This is a genomic window from Actinocorallia sp. B10E7 (genome assembly GCF_039871655.1).
In the GTDB taxonomy this organism is placed as follows: domain Bacteria; phylum Actinomycetota; class Actinomycetes; order Streptosporangiales; family Streptosporangiaceae; genus Actinocorallia.
In genome coordinates this window covers 75,892-91,311 of sequence record NZ_JBDPLZ010000017.1, presented here as the reverse complement: position 1 = coordinate 91,311, position 15,420 = coordinate 75,892, and the positions used below count along the sequence as shown (strand labels likewise).

The 15,420-nt window shown below is 68.6% G+C and carries 9 protein-coding genes; 2 read left to right on the top strand and 7 right to left on the bottom strand.

The annotated features are described in order from the left end of the window. Positions 1-75: 75 nt before the first annotated feature. Positions 76-228 (bottom strand): hypothetical protein, encoded by a 153-nt coding sequence (locus ABGB12_RS34070; RefSeq protein ID WP_347684511.1) that lies wholly within the window; start codon positions 226-228, stop codon positions 76-78. 468 nt (positions 229-696) lie between these two features. Between ABGB12_RS34070 and ABGB12_RS34065 the strand changes: the two genes are divergently transcribed. Both ABGB12_RS34065 and ABGB12_RS34060 read left to right on the top strand, forming a co-directional pair. After that, positions 697-1,605 carry a hypothetical protein gene (locus ABGB12_RS34065; protein ID WP_347684509.1) on the top strand — a complete coding sequence of 303 codons (909 nt, stop codon included), beginning with the start codon at positions 697-699 and terminating at the stop codon, positions 1,603-1,605. Positions 1,606-1,708: 103 nt separating this feature from the next. After that, complete coding sequence (locus tag ABGB12_RS34060; protein WP_347684507.1) at positions 1,709-4,324, top strand: NACHT domain-containing protein; 2,616 nt, start codon at positions 1,709-1,711, stop codon at positions 4,322-4,324. A gap of 5 nt (positions 4,325-4,329) precedes the next feature. Here ABGB12_RS34060 and ABGB12_RS34055 read toward each other — a convergent pair whose 3' ends face one another. The 6 genes from ABGB12_RS34055 to ABGB12_RS34030 all read right to left on the bottom strand — a co-directional run bounded on the left by ABGB12_RS34055 (position 4,330) and on the right by ABGB12_RS34030 (position 15,357). Then, on the bottom strand, positions 4,330-6,540 hold the full coding sequence (locus tag ABGB12_RS34055) for a hypothetical protein (RefSeq protein WP_347684505.1): 2,211 nt from the start codon (positions 6,538-6,540) through the stop codon (positions 4,330-4,332). Positions 6,541-6,581: 41 nt separating this feature from the next. Beyond that, the gene (locus ABGB12_RS34050) at positions 6,582-7,634 is read right to left on the bottom strand and encodes a hypothetical protein (protein WP_347684503.1); all 1,053 of its coding nucleotides are present in this window, start codon (positions 7,632-7,634) and stop codon (positions 6,582-6,584) included. An 11-nt stretch (positions 7,635-7,645) separates the two neighbouring features. Further along, positions 7,646-10,225: a hypothetical protein gene (locus ABGB12_RS34045; protein ID WP_347684501.1), complete on the bottom strand. Its 2,580-nt coding sequence runs from the start codon at positions 10,223-10,225 to the stop codon at positions 7,646-7,648. A gap of 72 nt (positions 10,226-10,297) precedes the next feature. Next, positions 10,298-11,872, bottom strand: a complete 1,575-nt coding sequence (locus tag ABGB12_RS34040; RefSeq protein ID WP_347684513.1) for an Hsp70 family protein — start codon at positions 11,870-11,872, stop codon at positions 10,298-10,300. Positions 11,873-13,310: 1,438 nt separating this feature from the next. After that, on the bottom strand, positions 13,311-14,456 hold the full coding sequence (locus ABGB12_RS34035; protein WP_347684499.1) for an acyl-CoA dehydrogenase family protein: 1,146 nt from the start codon (positions 14,454-14,456) through the stop codon (positions 13,311-13,313). A 100-nt stretch (positions 14,457-14,556) separates the two neighbouring features. Beyond that, a complete protein-coding gene (locus ABGB12_RS34030; RefSeq protein ID WP_347684497.1) occupies positions 14,557-15,357 on the bottom strand; it encodes a hypothetical protein in 801 nt (266 codons plus the stop codon). Between the last annotated feature and the right edge of the window lie 63 nt (positions 15,358-15,420).

The window sequence follows — 15,420 nt, the reverse complement described above, 5'->3', positions numbered from 1 at the left end:
CCGAGGGGACTGCTATGCCGGTGGCCCGACAAGGTAGACGGATCCCGAAAAAGACATCCCGGGGAGTCTGGCGTCTCATGAGTCATACCTCGCCGCGACCACCTCATCCATTCTCACTGGCGTCTCAGTGGAGGGGGCGATGCTGCAGTCGTGCATGGTCAGTACGTGGCAGACCGGCTCGACGCCGCCGAAGCGGTCCCGGTGCTCGTCGATGAACGCTACGAGCACAGAAGGAGCCTGGATACGGGTCTATGATCTTGTTTGGGTGAAACAATGGAACTATGTCGTTGCGGAGCGTCCGATGGGTTGGCGGCGTCATGGCTGCCGTGGCGGTGGTGGGGCTGGCCGTCTACTTCTGGAGGGCGGGACTGGACAGAGCCGACAAGTCTGCGAGCGTGCTGGGTGCGTTCTTCGGACTGGCAGGTCTGAGTCTGTCGGCCTACGGGATGGTTCGCGGACGTGGCGCGGGCGCCGGTTCGTCTGATCCCGGACGATCCGGCGCGGGAGTTCCCGGCCCGGGAGGGGCGGCCCCGGGTGGCGGCGCGGACCCGGCCGTAGGGGCTTCGGAGCGGGAGCGTGAGAGGCCCGCAGGAGCAGTGACGAACACCATCGAGGGCAGCCGGATCACAGGGATGGTGATCCAGGCCGGTTCGATAGGGTCGGCCGACGGACTCACCCTGCCGCCTCTGGCCGGTAATGCCGATCGCTCAGCGGACGACGACGGTGGTTGAGCAGCCGGGCCCGGAATCTCAGAACCAGGAGCCTTTCGGGCAGGTGCGGCGAACGCGGTCCGGAGCGCTCTCGCCTGTCGGAGCCCCGCAGATCATCGCGGTCGCAGCGGCCACGACGGTGACCGTCGTCTCGGGCGTCACCGCCTTCTGGGCTCTAGGTGACGGTGGGAACGTCAACGCGTCGGCGAGTGCCTCGTCGAGCGCCGTCGCGTCGGCGTCCGGCGAGTCTCGCGTCGGCGGGCTCGAGAGACCTCCCGTCCTCGAGAGGCCCACCGTCCGAGGCTGGAAGGTCGTCATCAACCCGAAGTGGGGCACGGCCTTCGACGTGCCGCCGGACTGGGAGGTCGGGCCGCCCGACTCTTTGATCGGCTTCACGGACGATGGGGCCGAAGACAGCACGACCCCCATCATCCTCATGTCCGCGCCGGCACGCCTCAAGAAGGACTGGTGCATTTCCGACGAGGGCAAGGATGGGCTCATGGACTACACCTGGCTGGCCGCAGCGGGCACCAAGGGCGCCATCGGCGGCAAGAGCACCGGCGAGATCGCATCATTTCAGGTGGTCCAGTGGGTGTACGGCGGTTACACGCAGCCGGACAAGAAGAGCATCACCTACGACAAGGTAGCGAAGCCGTACACCACCGAATCCGGTATCAGGGGCAGCATCGCCTGGGCCCGTTCCAAGGGCACTCCGCAGAGAGGGCCCTGCGCAAGCGACGGTAAGGCCATAACGTTCGGCTTCAAGAACTCCGCGGGTGCATTCGTCGCATGGAGTCTCTATTGCGCCAGGGGTGTGAAGGACGAACTCCCGGACTCGACGATCATGAAAATTCTCAGTACGGTCCGTCTGCACGGCGACCCGACGGGGTCCTGAGGCGAGCGTCAATGCGCGGGCGGCCGACTCGGCCCACGCTCAGCCGACGGTGTTGAGCACCACGGACGAGTACTGTGGACCGACAATGACGGGGCGGAGACGCATGCCGAGTCAGATGGAGTCCGGCGATGGGCCGCGCATCGCCAACACCGCGGTCGACTGCACGGCCGAATACCTGATCCAGATCGGGATCCTCCAAGGCGATCTCCATCTGACCCTGCGTGTAGAGTCGCCGCCGCTCGACGACCACTCCGCCTTGGCCGCGGCCGAACGGATACTGGCGCGCAGTCTCCTCTACCGGTGGCGGGCCGAGGCCGACGCCTGGGACCTGACCGACCCCAAGCCGCTGCCCGTGCGCTGGACGCCCAGCCGTCGTGTGGCGTCCGCCGGGGATCATGTGCCTGCGGGCTCTGGGACCGACACCATAGCCGGGGTCTTTCTCGGGCTCAGGCCTCAGCGGCTGGTCGTGCTCGGCACCGCCGGGTCCGGGAAGACGGTGCTCGCCGTCCTGCTCGCCCTCGAACTCCTCGCTCGCCGTCTGACACAGGGTGAGGACGACGTGCCGATCCCGCTCGTGCTGTCGCTGGAGTCCTGGGACGTCCAGCGCCAGCCGTTCATTGATTGGCTGGCGGACCGGCTGCGACGGGACCACCCGGGTCTGCCGCCCGTCGACGGTGTCCACCCGGCCCGCCGGCTGCTCCTCGAGCGGCGGGTGCTGCCCGTCCTGGACGGTCTCGACGAACTTCCCGAGCGCCGCCGGGCCGAGGTCCTCGACGCGCTCAACGCAGGCCTCGGCGGAGAGAGGGACGCCGTACTGGTCTCCCGCACGAACGAGTACGCGCGTCTGGACCAGGACGGCAGGGGGCTGCGCCGCGCCACCGTGATCGAATCGCTGCCGTTGCGCCCCGACGAGGTCGCGGACTACCTCCGTAGGGCCAGGCCTCCCGCTCGCACCGCCGCGTGGGCACGGCTCCTGGAGACCCTTGAGAGAGAGCCTTCCGCGCCCGTCAGCTGGGCTCTGAGCAATCCGTTGATGGTGTGGCTGGTACGCCGATCGTACGAGCATCATTCCACCGATCCCAACGAACTGGCGGACCGGCAGGCCTACCCCGACCGGCAGGCCGTCGAAGCCCATCTCCTCGATCGGATCGTGCCCGTCGCGTTTCCGTCGCGGCCTCCAGATCCCGACCGGCTGCATCCGCCCCGCGTCTGGGACTCCCAACGGGCCGACGCCTGGCTCTCCTACCTGGCGCTGCTCCTGAGCCGCCGCGAGGAGTCCGAGCTCGCCTGGTGGCGGCTGTACAAGGCGCCGCTGCCCAGGCTTCTCGCACTGCCCGCGCTCCTCACGACGGGCATACTGCTCTCCCTTGTCATCAAGCTGGTGACGTCGAGCCACGCGGAGAGCTCCATGCTGGGTGGCCCCATCGTGACGACCGAGGTCAGCGTGGGGGTCCTCTTCGCGGCCGTCGCCCGGTCCGTGGCCGCCTCATGGTTCGGCCAGCGGCTCACCGAACCGCGTCGCAGCACGGACCCCCTGCTGTTCGTCCACGCGACGCGTTCTCTCGATCCGCACTCACGGGTGGACCCACAGGCCCGCCTGGCGGTGCTCACGGGCGGTCCCGCCCTCGTCGTCCTCCTGCTCGCGCTCTATGTCTTCGTGGTACCTCATCCCGCTTTGGTGTGGTTCGCCATCGGCGGTGTGCTGCCTGCCCTGCTCATGATCGTGTACGCGGCCCCCGCGGACACCGTGGACGCCGCCACCCCTGACGAACTGCTGCACGGCGAACGGAACGCGCTCCTCACGACGGTGACACTGGTCGCCCCGCTCATCGGCGCCGGTGGAGGCGCCTTCTTCTGGCTCCGCGGGCAACCGGGCTGGTGGCCGGCGGTCGCAGGCTGGGCGGGCGCCTCCGCGCTGCTGGTGTTGCTCAGCCCATGGAGCCGCTGGGTGCTCGCCAAATGCTCTCTGGCGACGGTCGGGAGGGTGCCCTGGTCTCTGATGACGTTCCTCAAAGACGCGCGGGCAGCCGGTCTGCTGCAGGTGTCGGGCGGTACCTACCGTTTCCGCAACCGCCGTCTCCAGGAGCATCTGGCTGGACGGTGCGAAGCGGAACGGGGCGGCCGGACGAGGAGGGGAGGTCTATCCGGCCTCAAGGCGTCCCGCCTCCCCCTCCTCGCGGACCCCCGCGATTTCACCGTGGAACACACCGAGGACGGCTACCTTCTCCGCGGCCGGTCCCGGCGGCTTCCGCTGGCTCACTGGGCCGTGCTCGGCCCGCTCATGGGCCTCTTCGTCGTTCGATTCAGTGTGTCGGGTCAGTGGGAGGAGCCGGCGGCCTGGCTGGCGCTGCTCTTCTGGCCCTTCGTCGGCGCCATGATCACCGTGCTCGGTTACCTCATGCCGCCGCGGAGAGTGGAGTTGGAACTGACCCGGCACGGCGTCGCCTCAGTGATCGGGCGGCGCCGCCGCTTCTACGAATGGCGGCATGTCGAGGAGATCACCGTGCGCCGTGCGATCGTCCGAGGCAGGGACGCGCGCTTCTACGCGCTGCAGGTGCGACTGCTCGCCGGCGCGCCGCGCCCGCCGCGCCGCTCCCGCATGGGCGGGGGCTGGTATTTCGTCCTGTCGCTCGGTTTGACTCCGCACCTGGACCCCCGGCTGGGCGCGGCGCTGGCTGACTTCGCCGGACCGCGATGGGCATCCTCCGACGCTCGCTGAGGCGGTCAGCAGAGTTGCTCGGCCGCCAGGAGCGGCGTGAGCAGAGCCAGGCAGCGCGACGTCACCGTGCGGCCGTCCTCGGTGGCGTCGACGGCGTAAGCGATCGGAACGCGGCCCGTGGCCCCCTTCGGCGCAGTGATCAGCCAGCGCGCCTCGTACGTGTCGTGTGCTCTGAGCACGGAGGGAGGGCTTCCGACGAAGGCGGCGTGCCATCCCGGGGGGAGCACAGGCGGGCGTATGGTGATGGCGAGGTCGCGAGCGGTGGCGTTTTCGACCGTGATCCGGCCGCCGTCGGCAGGCCGCAGGCGCAGCGCGTCAGAGCTGGTCCAGCGGATGGCGAACTCCCTCAGGCGGAGCTGCCTGTTTTCGTCCGGTTTTCCGAAGAGTCGAGAGCCGACGCCGATGCGGATGGAATCAACGGTTTTCGCGAACGGTATGTCATAGCCATAGATCTTGCCGAGAAAACTTCCGTCGTCCTTCTTGTGTTCGCGCCACTGCCGACGGTCAGGGGCCCGGATGATATCGGCACCAATCTGCCCCACCACTCCGACGCTCGGCGAGAACACCGACTTGACGCTGTCCGGGACGAAGTTCACCGAAACCTCACTCAGTGGCAGCGGCATGCCGAGATCGACCCTCAGCCAGTGTTCACTCTGCGTCGAACCCATGAACGACCAGTAGCCCTTGTGCGCGGGCAACGCGGCGGAGGGCGGGTGGCCGGGGTCGGAATGGCTCGCGCTGATCTTCGGCCAGTCCGGCCTGGCCATGGCGGTGAGGTCGATCTGGTGGACCGTACCGGTCAGCGGATGCCGCCACTTGTCATAGGCGCCGGGAAGTCCGAAGAACGCGTCGGACGGGAGCAGGCGCGCCTGTAGCAGGAGCAGCGCCATCGGTACCACCAGATATCCGGCGGCCTGGGCGAGCAGGAGACCGAGGCGTACGGCGCGGTGCCGGGGAAGGCGGTTCGCGGTGCGCACGGGTCGGTGAAGAGGCGGAGGAGCCACGAGCTCTCCGGAACCGGGCGCACCGGTCATGCCGGCCAGCCACCACAATGTCCGGCCCAGCGCCTGGGCCGGGATGCAGCGCACCGGGATGCCGCTGGTGTCGAGGGCGCGCAGCAGATGGCCGCCGCCGTCCGCCTCCAGCTTGGCGAGTACGTTGTCGTCCCCCCGCGATGCGCCGGTGTACAGCAGAGCCAGGCGGTGCGGACGGCGCCGCGCGGGGAGTGCGGCCACGACGTGCAGGACCCGGGTGAGGGCCCGCACGTCGGCGCTGTTCGCGGTGGGCTCGTCCACCACGAACATCAGTGCGTCGGCGTGGCGCAGGATGTCCAGGGCGGCCACGGACTCCTGATCACCGAACGCGTCTCCGGCCGGATCGAACAGCAGCAGGGAGCGCCCACGAGCGCGCACGAGCGGCGGTTCGCTCCCGGGTGCGGCGCCCATTTCAGCCAGTCCCTGCCGGTGCACGGCACCGCGCAGAGCGTTCGAGCCGCCGGCGAGTACGACCACTCGAGACCGTTCGTATCCGGCGGGCAGCGGTTTGTCGCAGTGCGGGCAGTGGGCTTGCAGCCGCCGGAGGCCGAGGACCGCTGGGAGCCGGGTGCCACAGCGGCAGCGGCGGTACAGGACACCGTACCGACCCGGCCCCAGTTCCCGATGTCGGGCGTGGCAGGTGGGACACAGCCGCGCGGGTCGCACGATGGCGCGTCCGCAGTCGGAGTACACGCACGGCGAGGGCCCGCCCCGCACGCGCGTCAATCGCGCGACCGTCGCCCACAGCGCCCACCAGAGCGTCCACAGCGCACAGCACAGTACCCAGAGCACGAAGGTGAGCAGCAGGGGAAGGATGCTCAGCGCGGTCGCGGCCAGCACCGCGGCGGCAGCCGTGGCCATGAAGGCGGAATTCAGAAGGATCGCGGTGCGGCCGCTCTCCCCGAGCAGGAACCGCTTGGCGTCCCCCATCGGCCTTTCATGCCTGTCGAGTCCATCCCACCACACCGCGCGGAGGTCACGGAGCGCGATGACGCGAAGGTAGGCGGGGATGGCCGGATCGCTGTGCGGATCGGGTGGTGTGGGTGTGGCACGGCCGAACGTCCGCCACACATTGTGCAGCTGGGTCCACACCAGCTGCGGCAGGATGACGAGGACGCCATAGCCGACCATCAGGAGGACCCGCAGAACGATCCCCAGGATCAGGATCACGGGGTCCGCCATGGGCTCGCTCCTTCTTCCAGGCCGACCCGCGTCCATGTACCTCAGGCCCGTTCCCTGTCAAGAGCGCCGAAGCGGTGCAGAAGCCACATCAGGGGGTCCTCCACCCGGTGCGGGCGTACGACACCGCCGACTCCCAGGCCGCCGTCCTGCCGAGGCGCGGTGCCGAGCATGGACAGGGCGAACAGCTGGTAGTCCGTGCAGAACCGGCGCAGCCGCGCGTCGAGCCGGTGCTCCTGCCAGCGCCTGAGGAGGGCCTGCAGCTCGGTGTGGACGGCGGCTCGGTCGTCGTCGTCGAAGAAAGGGCCGGGGCGGCGGGTGCGGTGCAGCGACGAATTGGCCGGCAGGTGCGGCCACAGCAGGTCGGCCTTGGTGAGGGCGACCGCCACCGGTACGGTCACCTTCCGGCCAGCGCTCAGGTGGTCCAGTACCCGGGTGAGGACTTCGCCCGACCGCCCCGGCACTCCGCCGCGGCCTCTGAGAGGCGCGCCCGGCAGGTCCTGCGGGTCGATGAGGACGACGACGGCGTCGGCCGCGGCGAGGTAGCGCAGTTCGGCCTCCATGCGGTCGCGCGAGGTGAAGTCATCGCCTGCGGTGTCGAGGAAGACCAAGGTCAGCGCCTGCTCGCGGGCACGTCCGAAGCGGCCTCGCCGGACGCGGACGAGGCGGTGGACAAGAGGTCGGCCGCCGTCGTTCTCGACGGTCTTGGGGACGATGTGCTGTTCCTCGTACAGATGCCGTTCATATCTTTCGTGGTAGTGGGCCATCGTGTCGTCGTCGCAGGGCAGCAGCGCGGCTTCGAGTTCGGCGCCGAGACGGTACATGAGTTCATGTACGAGAACGGCGATGTAGGTGCTCTTGCCCGAGCCGGCCGGTCCGACCAGTGCCACGAGTCTTCCGGGAGCGCGCAGGTAGCCCTCTGGCAGGTGGTGTCCGCAGGCGGCGCAGCGCGGCCGGAGGGTGCGCCCGCAGGTGCCGCACACCGCCGAACCGGTCGGGGAACCGACACAGGAGACGCAGACGTACGCGATCTGAGCTCGGGAAATGCTCCGGAAGCAGTGCGGGCACACCCGGACGCCACGCCACGACAGTCTCACGTGAGCTCCCTCTAAGTGGCCTTAAGGGTGTGCTGCGGCGGGTCGCGCAGCACGAGCGCCTCACCGAAGGCGAAGCAGCGCAGCCAGCCGTCCGGGCCACGGGCCAGGTCCGCTGACAGCTTCGCCTCCCGCCCCGGACCGAGCGTCACGTCGGCGGCTTCCGCGAGAACGTCCCCGTCGGCGGGTTCCAGCGGCCATACGGGATCACGCGACCGCACCAGCAGCAGCCGCTGGGCTCTTACGGTGGTGCGCGCGGTGAAGACGGCGGTGACCGTGCGGCGCCGGAGCAGGCCGTGCCGCTCCAGGCGATAGTCGACGTCGGCGCGTGGAGGCAGGACCAGCCTGCTCGGTGGACCATAGGCGCGCAGGTCGCCGAGCAGAGCGACAGCCCGCACCTCGATCTCCACGCCGGCACCGTCCGGGACCGGCAACCGCACACCCGCCTCGTTCCGATAGGAGGCACGCGTTATCGAGCGCCGTCGCTCTCCCGCATCCCCAGAGGTCCGCCAGGTGACCTCGATCTCGCTGCCGCTGTCCGGCGGCCAGTCGAAGACGACGGCCAATCCGGTGCCGCCGTGGCGTGTGACCGCCAGGGCGCCGACGCGCTGCGCGGTGACCGCAGCGTGCGCTCCGATGACGGCGCGATCCCCGGCGACCGTGACCGCGAGCACCACGATGGGCCGATCCGGCGGTCTGAACCGCAGTCCGTCCCGGGTATGGTGCGTCGTGATCGGCGACCCGGGAAGCTCTGCCGTGCGGAGCCTGGTGCCGACGGTCCACGGGGGCGCGTCGTCAAAGCCGTACAGGCGCACCTTGCCACCGGGCGGCCGGTCGAAGCACGCCAGGAGGCCACCGTCAACGAGGCGGATATCCAGGTCTGTGACCGGCTCGGGCGGCGCAGACGGCGCGGCCGAGAACCAGAGGCCGTCCGTGTGATCGAGCCGCCCGTTGTCGGCGCGGTAGGCGACGCGAACGCGGTATCGGTATGTCGTCGCGTTGGCGAGCCCCCGGTCTGTGAAGCCGTCTGGCCGGGCGGCGACCCGTACCTCCGCGCCGTCCGGCCCGGTCCGGACGACCTCGACGGACTCGGCCCTGTGCGAGCAGATCCACCCGGCGGTGATCTCCCCGTCTCCGGGGTGCAGTCGGACGTCAGAGACCTCAGGCCAGTGAACGACGGGTCCGCACACCACGAGCGGCGCGGGCGTACCGGCCGGTTCGGCTGCCCGGCGCACGGCGACCGCGTAGTACAGCGGGACCCCGGCCGGGGGCGATTCATCCACATACAGGGTGTCACGCGGCGACGCGAGCGGCAGCACCGTCCCCTCTGCAGCGCCGAGCGGCGGGTGCCGCTCGGCGCGCAGCAGCACGTATTCGGGCTCGCCGGCCCTGGAGGGCGAGGGCCGCCACCGGAGGACGATGTGTGCCTTGTCCGGGACCGCGGTGAGCCCCGAGACGGGATGGACCGCGAGGCCGCGGCGCACGGAGTCGATCCCCGGGAGGTCAAGGACCGCTGCCTCCGCTCGTTCCAGCAGGTCCCAGGCCTGGTCCGCCTCAGCCGATGGCAACCGGCGCGCGCGATCCAGCAAGGCGTGCGCCGCATCGAGTTCTCCACGCATATGCTCGACCAGCGCGCGGACGGCCTCGGAAAGCGAGTCGGCGGGAATCCTCTCCGCCACGGCCGCTGCCTCGACGAGCCGCCCGTCCGCAGCCAGACGGCGCAGCCTGTCCGCCACGGGATCACCGGCCGCCTCGTGCAGCACCGCGAAAACAAGCCGCCGCGCGTCGTACTCGGCGATGGACAGTTCCTCCACCGCGTAGGCCAGGAGCGTGGCCGGGGTGGCGCGAGCGTCGCGGCGCCGCCGCAGCAGCACGGCCAGTTCGTGACGCAGGATCCGGGCGGCTCCCTCCGGCCCCTGCTCGGCCAGCACCTCGCGCAGGGCGGCGATCACAGCCTGGGCCGCGGTCTGGGCGGAACCGTGCGGCAGCCGGCCCCAGGCGTGCGCCGCCGCCTCGAAGGTCCGCCGGTCGACGGGCGGCGCGCCGAAGACGCCGACGGGCCGGTCGGTCCGTCCGCCGGGCACCCCCGTCGCGAGGAAATCGGCAAGGTGTCGCAGTCGAAGCACTTCCAGGTGGCCGGCGCAGCGCGCGTACGCGAGATGGGGTACCGACTCCGGCAGCGAGTCGGGCTCGGTGACGCGCACTCCCAGTTCGGACACCAGTTCCCGCACCCGGTCCTCGCCGACCCGGTGGGCGGTGGCGATCTTTGCGAGCGTGCTCTCGGCGAGCAGTCCCAGCCCGCCTGCGGCCTCCTCCACTGCCGCACGCAGCCGCGCACGTTCCGATTCGGCGAGCCGGCCGTGTTCCTCGAGCGCCGCCCGTAGCCGGCGCGGGTCCCCGTGCGCCGCTTCGTCCAGCAGCGGCTGGTGCATGAGGTACCCGGCCTCCAACTGCACGATGACCGCACGGTATTTGAGCCGAGCACGGCTGCGTCGCCAGCAGGCGAGGACCGCGGCCACGGCCGCGGCGACCGCGGGGCCGTCGAGGTGCTGCGGCAGTTGGTAGCGCGTGCGCAGGTCCTCGGTCACGGGCAACCCGGCGTCGAGCACTTCGCGCCGGTAACGCGCTTCGTCGAAGTCCACGCCCCGCTCCGTCTTTGTCCCCGGTCAAAGGATCCGCTGACGGCTCATCACAACCCGGGCCTCGTCGACCGCCTCTTGCGACAGTCCTCCGATCTGAACAGAGATCTCGATCTGCTCACCGGTCTCCTGTTCGGTGGCGATGACGGTGAGAAGCCCGGAAAGGCCGAGCGTGAAAGCACACTGGAAGGGCCAGCGCGCCGGTTTGTTCGGCGGAATCTTCAGCGTTCCCTGCGCGACCACGGTGTTGTGCTGCAGTTCCTCCGACTCGACGGCGCCCGCCTGCTCCATCACCTGGATCTGGACCTGCCGCTGGCCGTCGCGGAGGGTGTAGAAGTCCTCGGTCACCGACGCCGGCAGCCTGTCGTTGGCGTGCACGAGGTGGGTGATGTACTCCCGGTCGGTATCGGGGTCGGTGACCTTGATGCCGTAACCGCGCGAGGCGACCGTGGTGATCTCGTATGAACGGTGGGTGAGGCCGGTCTCCGGCACATCGAGTACCCCGTCAGCGGGCAGTGCGCTGGTGGAGGTGATGAACGCGGCCTGGTCGAGAGCATAGAGCGCGGCACCGCAGGCCACGGCGAGATCGGGGTTGTGCAGCCTGGGTTCGAAGCCGAACAGCGTGCGCAGGGCGGCCGCGACGGCGGGCATCTTCGTGGCGCCGCCGACGAGCAGGACGTCATCGAATGCCGATACTCCCCGCTCCGCAGCCAGTTCGACCGTCCGGCGGGTGATGTCGACCGTGCGATCGACCAGATCGCGGGTCAACTCCTCGAGCAGGTCTCGGGTCAGCTCGACCGGTTCGACCATGCCCTGATGCATGATCCGGACGATGTACCGCTCGCGGAAGGACAGAGCCTTCTTCGCCTCTTCCGCGTCCCTGCGCAGCTGCGTCTCGGTCAGTGGGTCGGACAGGGGGTCGGCGACGTCCGGGAATCGCTCACGGAACCGCTCCACCAGATGCATGACGATGCGATCGTCGAAGTCGCTGCCGCCCAGTTCCTTCGCACCGTCCGTGCACAGCACGGTCAGCTCGCGACCGCGAAGGGTGAGGACCGTGGTGTCGAAGGTGCCGCCGCCGAGGTCGTACACGAGGATGGCCCGGTCCCCACCGTCCTCGTTTCCCTCCAGGGCCCCGTAGTCAAGTGCGGCCGCGACGGGTTCGGCCACCACATCGAGGACGCGCAGTCCGGCGATCTCGCCGGCCTTGTGGGTGGCGTTCCGCTCGGCGAGCCCGAAGTAAGCGGGCACTGTGATCACCACATCGTGCGCCTCGTCACCGCTGAAGGCCTTGGCGTCGTCGACGAGTTTGCGCAGGATACGAGCGGAGATCTCCTCGGGCGTGTAGGTGCGACCGTGGAACTCGCGCGGAACCACATGGCCCATATCCCGTTTGACGAGCTGCACGACGTGCTCGGGATCGAGAACGGCGGCGTCCTTGGCGCTCTGCCCTACGACGACGCTGTCGGAGCTCTCGAAGTAGACGACGGAGGGTGTGGTGTCCGAGCCTTCGAGGTTGCGCAACACGGCAGGCCTGCCGACATCATCGATCCGCGCAACGCATGAGTAGGTAGTTCCGAGGTCGATGCCGTACACGGCCATTCGGTCTCTCCCGCCATCGGGACGGGCCGCTCGCGACCCCCGCCCAGACTGTTGGTTTACCACTTCCCCTTGCACGCTATCTTGCCCTTACTCGGCCGCAGAGTGAAACTTCCATGGGGCGCTCGCTTTCCACTGCGCGCCATGATGTCGGCCGTCAAAACGGTCTACGCCGTCACCGGTCTCACCCCGACGGCCGCCTCACCCGACACCGTCACTGACCAGCAACAACCTGTCCCACCTCTTAGCTAAACAGACCCGGCTGTGCGCCGTAGTAGATGGTGTCATCATCGATCTCCATATCGGACCTGCCGACTGGCAGCCGTCGCTGGCTCGCCCACTGACGCGAACCCTAAACGATCAAGGATCGTGTCCTTCAACGAACCTGCTCTTGTCAGCGGACGCAGGCGTAGATGGTTCGGCTGTTGATCGGGTTGGCCACTCCCCCAGTAGGCGGCACCAAGAACTGGCTGGGCACCGTCACCGTCTGCCACCTCGAGCCGAGGGGACAAAATCCCGAGCTGTCGAAATACGAAGACATCTGCGGAGGCTTCCCCTCAGGCCCGCGAGGCCCAGCGAACCCCTGCGGACCCTGCATGCCTGGAGGGCCTTGCCGACCGTCGAACATGCCTGAGGTGTTCGCGACAAACAGGGCAAATATCGCACCTACGATCCCGCTGATCAGGCAAGCAACAAGGACGATGGCCGGATGGCTCCATGCGCTCTTCACGAGCAGTGAATCTAGTAATGCAGATCAGGACATGGCCGAACCTCTAGGGATGAGAAGCAGACCCGTTACTCGGCCGACGCCAGGTCGTTCTCCAGGGCTCCAGGACCTGCCTCCTGCCAGCCTGATGTTGTCCCCGTTTGACGGGCACGGACGTCGAGAGAGATATCGAAGTCGAACATCTCCCCCCATGCCCTTTACATCGCAAATCAAGATCTGGGTTCAGCGGGACGACAGGATTTGATCCCGAAACCCCTTGACCCCAGCGTTGAGGGAGTGATTCAAACAGACGTGGCCGAACTACAACCCCTTAAAAGAGCCACAGAGAACTGCACGCTCTTAACCACAGAATAAGTAGAGTCCGCAGGCCGTCGTTCCCCTTCTCACTCTTGACCCTAGAACCGAGTCGAGCGATCCAGGAAGCCCTTCGACCCACTCTCACCAGGAGCAGGCGCGGAGGGTCTGGTCGGCAAAAACCGACCAGACCCTCCGATAAGAGACTCATTGTATTTCAGTCCAAAAGACCGACTCTGGGACTCCAGGCACTCCCAAGCAGACAACCCGCCCCGCCAGACGGATGAGCACGAGAACAGACTTGGAGATACCGGACAGGACCGATGGCGAAAGGAAGATCCTTACCGGATTTTCTAACAAACGATCTAACACGGTGCTAGATTTCCCGCACCAGCCAAACCATGAAGGTGCAGGTGAGAGCTACAATCCGAGGTCCCGGGAGATGATCAGCTTCATGATCTCGTTCGAGCCGGCCCAGATCTTGGTGACTCGGGCGTCGGCCCAGGCTCGGGCGGCGCGGTATTCGTGCATGTAGCCGTAGCCGCCGTGGAGTTGGACGCAGGCGTCGATGACGTCGTTCTGGACGTCAGAGGACCACAGTTTGGCCTTGGAGGCGTCGATGGTGGTCATCTCGCCGGCGACGTGGGCCTCGATGCACTTGTCCACGTAGGCCTGGGTGACGTCCAGGCGGGTGGCGAGGTCGGCCAGTTGGAAGGCGTTGTGCTGGAAGGAGCCTACGGGCCGGCCGAAGGCCTTGCGGTCCTTCACGTACTGGAGGGTCTCGTTGAAGATCTGGGTGGCGTGGGTCAGGTTCGTCACGGCGGTGGCGATGCGTTCCTGAGGGAGGAGCTTCATCATGTTGATGAAGCCGGTGCCCTCCTCGCCGATCATGTTGTCGGCGGGGACGCGGACGTCGCTGAAGAAGAGCTCGGCGGTGTCGGACTCGTGCTGGCCCATCTTGTCGAGCTTGCGGCCGCGTTCGAAGCCGGGGGTGCCTGCCTCGACGGCGAAGAGGGAGATGCCCTTGGAGCCCTTCGACGGGTCGGTGCGGGCCGCGACGATCACGAAGTCGGCGGAGTAGCCGTTGGTGATGAAGGTCTTGCTGCCGTTGATGACCCACTCGTCGCCGTCGCGGACCGCGGTGGTCTTCAGGGCGCCGAGGTCGGAGCCGCCGCCGGGCTCCGTCATCGCGATGGCCGTCCACAGCTCGCCGGTGCAGAACTTCGGCAGCCAGCGCTTCCTCTGCTCCTCGGTGGTGAGCTTCACCAGGTAGGAGACGCAGATGTCGGCGTGGATGCTCATGCAGGACGCGAACGCCAGGGCGACCTTCGAGAGCTCCTCGTTGACCACGACGTTGAAGCGGAAGTCGTGGGCGCCGGAACCGCCGTACTCCTCGGGGACCTCCAGGCCGAGCAGGCCGAGCTCGCCGGCCTCCAGCCACACGTCGCGGTCGATGGAGCGCTGCTCCATGAAACGTTCGTGGTTCGGGAGGATCGAGCGCTCGACGAAAGCGCGCACCGTCTCCCGGAAAGCCTCGTGGTCCTCGTTGAACAGCGTCCGCCGCACGTCGTCCTCCAGTCCGCTGAGCGCTCGCTTATTAAGCGCGCGCTTAATCTACCGGAACGCCGGAAGGGCCCCGACCGGCGGGGCCGCTCCCGGGCGCTGCTCAGGCGTTGCGGCGGCGGATGTTGATGTAGACGGCGGCACATCCGAAGACCAGCAGGAAGACGCCGGCCGCGGCGAGGGCGAACCCCTGGATGCCCAGGCCGCCGGAGGGCTCGTCCGCCGCGACGGCCACGGGAGTGCTGTCGTCATCGGTGTTGACCTGCAGCTCGGGCTGGTCGATCCCGCCGGGGACCTTCGGCAGCTCCGTGGTGGCCGCGGGGGTCACGGTGGGGCTCGCCGACGTCGGGGTGGCGCCGGGTTTCGGCTTCTGCTGCCCCGAACCGTTGTTCCCGCCGTCCGGCTTCTGGTCCTGGCCGGGCTGGTCGCCCGGCGGCTGCTCCGCGGGAGGCTGCTCCGGCGCGGGCGCGGGCGCGGGTGGAGGCGGGGGCGGGGGCGCCTGGCCCGGGCAGGTGTTGGCCAGGTCGAAGTAGCGGACGAGCGGCAGCACGAGCAGCGAACCGTCCACGACGGCGGTGGCCCCGGTCAGGTTGGCGCCCCGCTCGGACGCCACGTAGGCGTCGCGGCCGCCGGCCCCGACCGTCTGGGTGCCGCCGATGTCGAAGGTGACGGTCACCGACTGGAAGGTGACCCTGCTCGGCGCCTCGGCGAGCGTGAAGTGCCAGCCGTCCTTGTCCGCGGGTACGGGGCAGGTGCCTCCCGCCCTGCTCGCGGCGTTGACAGGGGTGCCCTGCCGGAGTCGAAGGGTCTTGTCCGCACGTGCCGAGGCGGAGACCGCACCGGGGGTGCCAAGGACCACCGCCGCGGCCAGGAGCAGGGCTCCCGGGCCGTTCAGCCGTCTCATTGGGGCGCGCCTCCCTGAGAGATCGAGTATGAGGGTGAGGATTGTGCCACATAGGGTGATCAA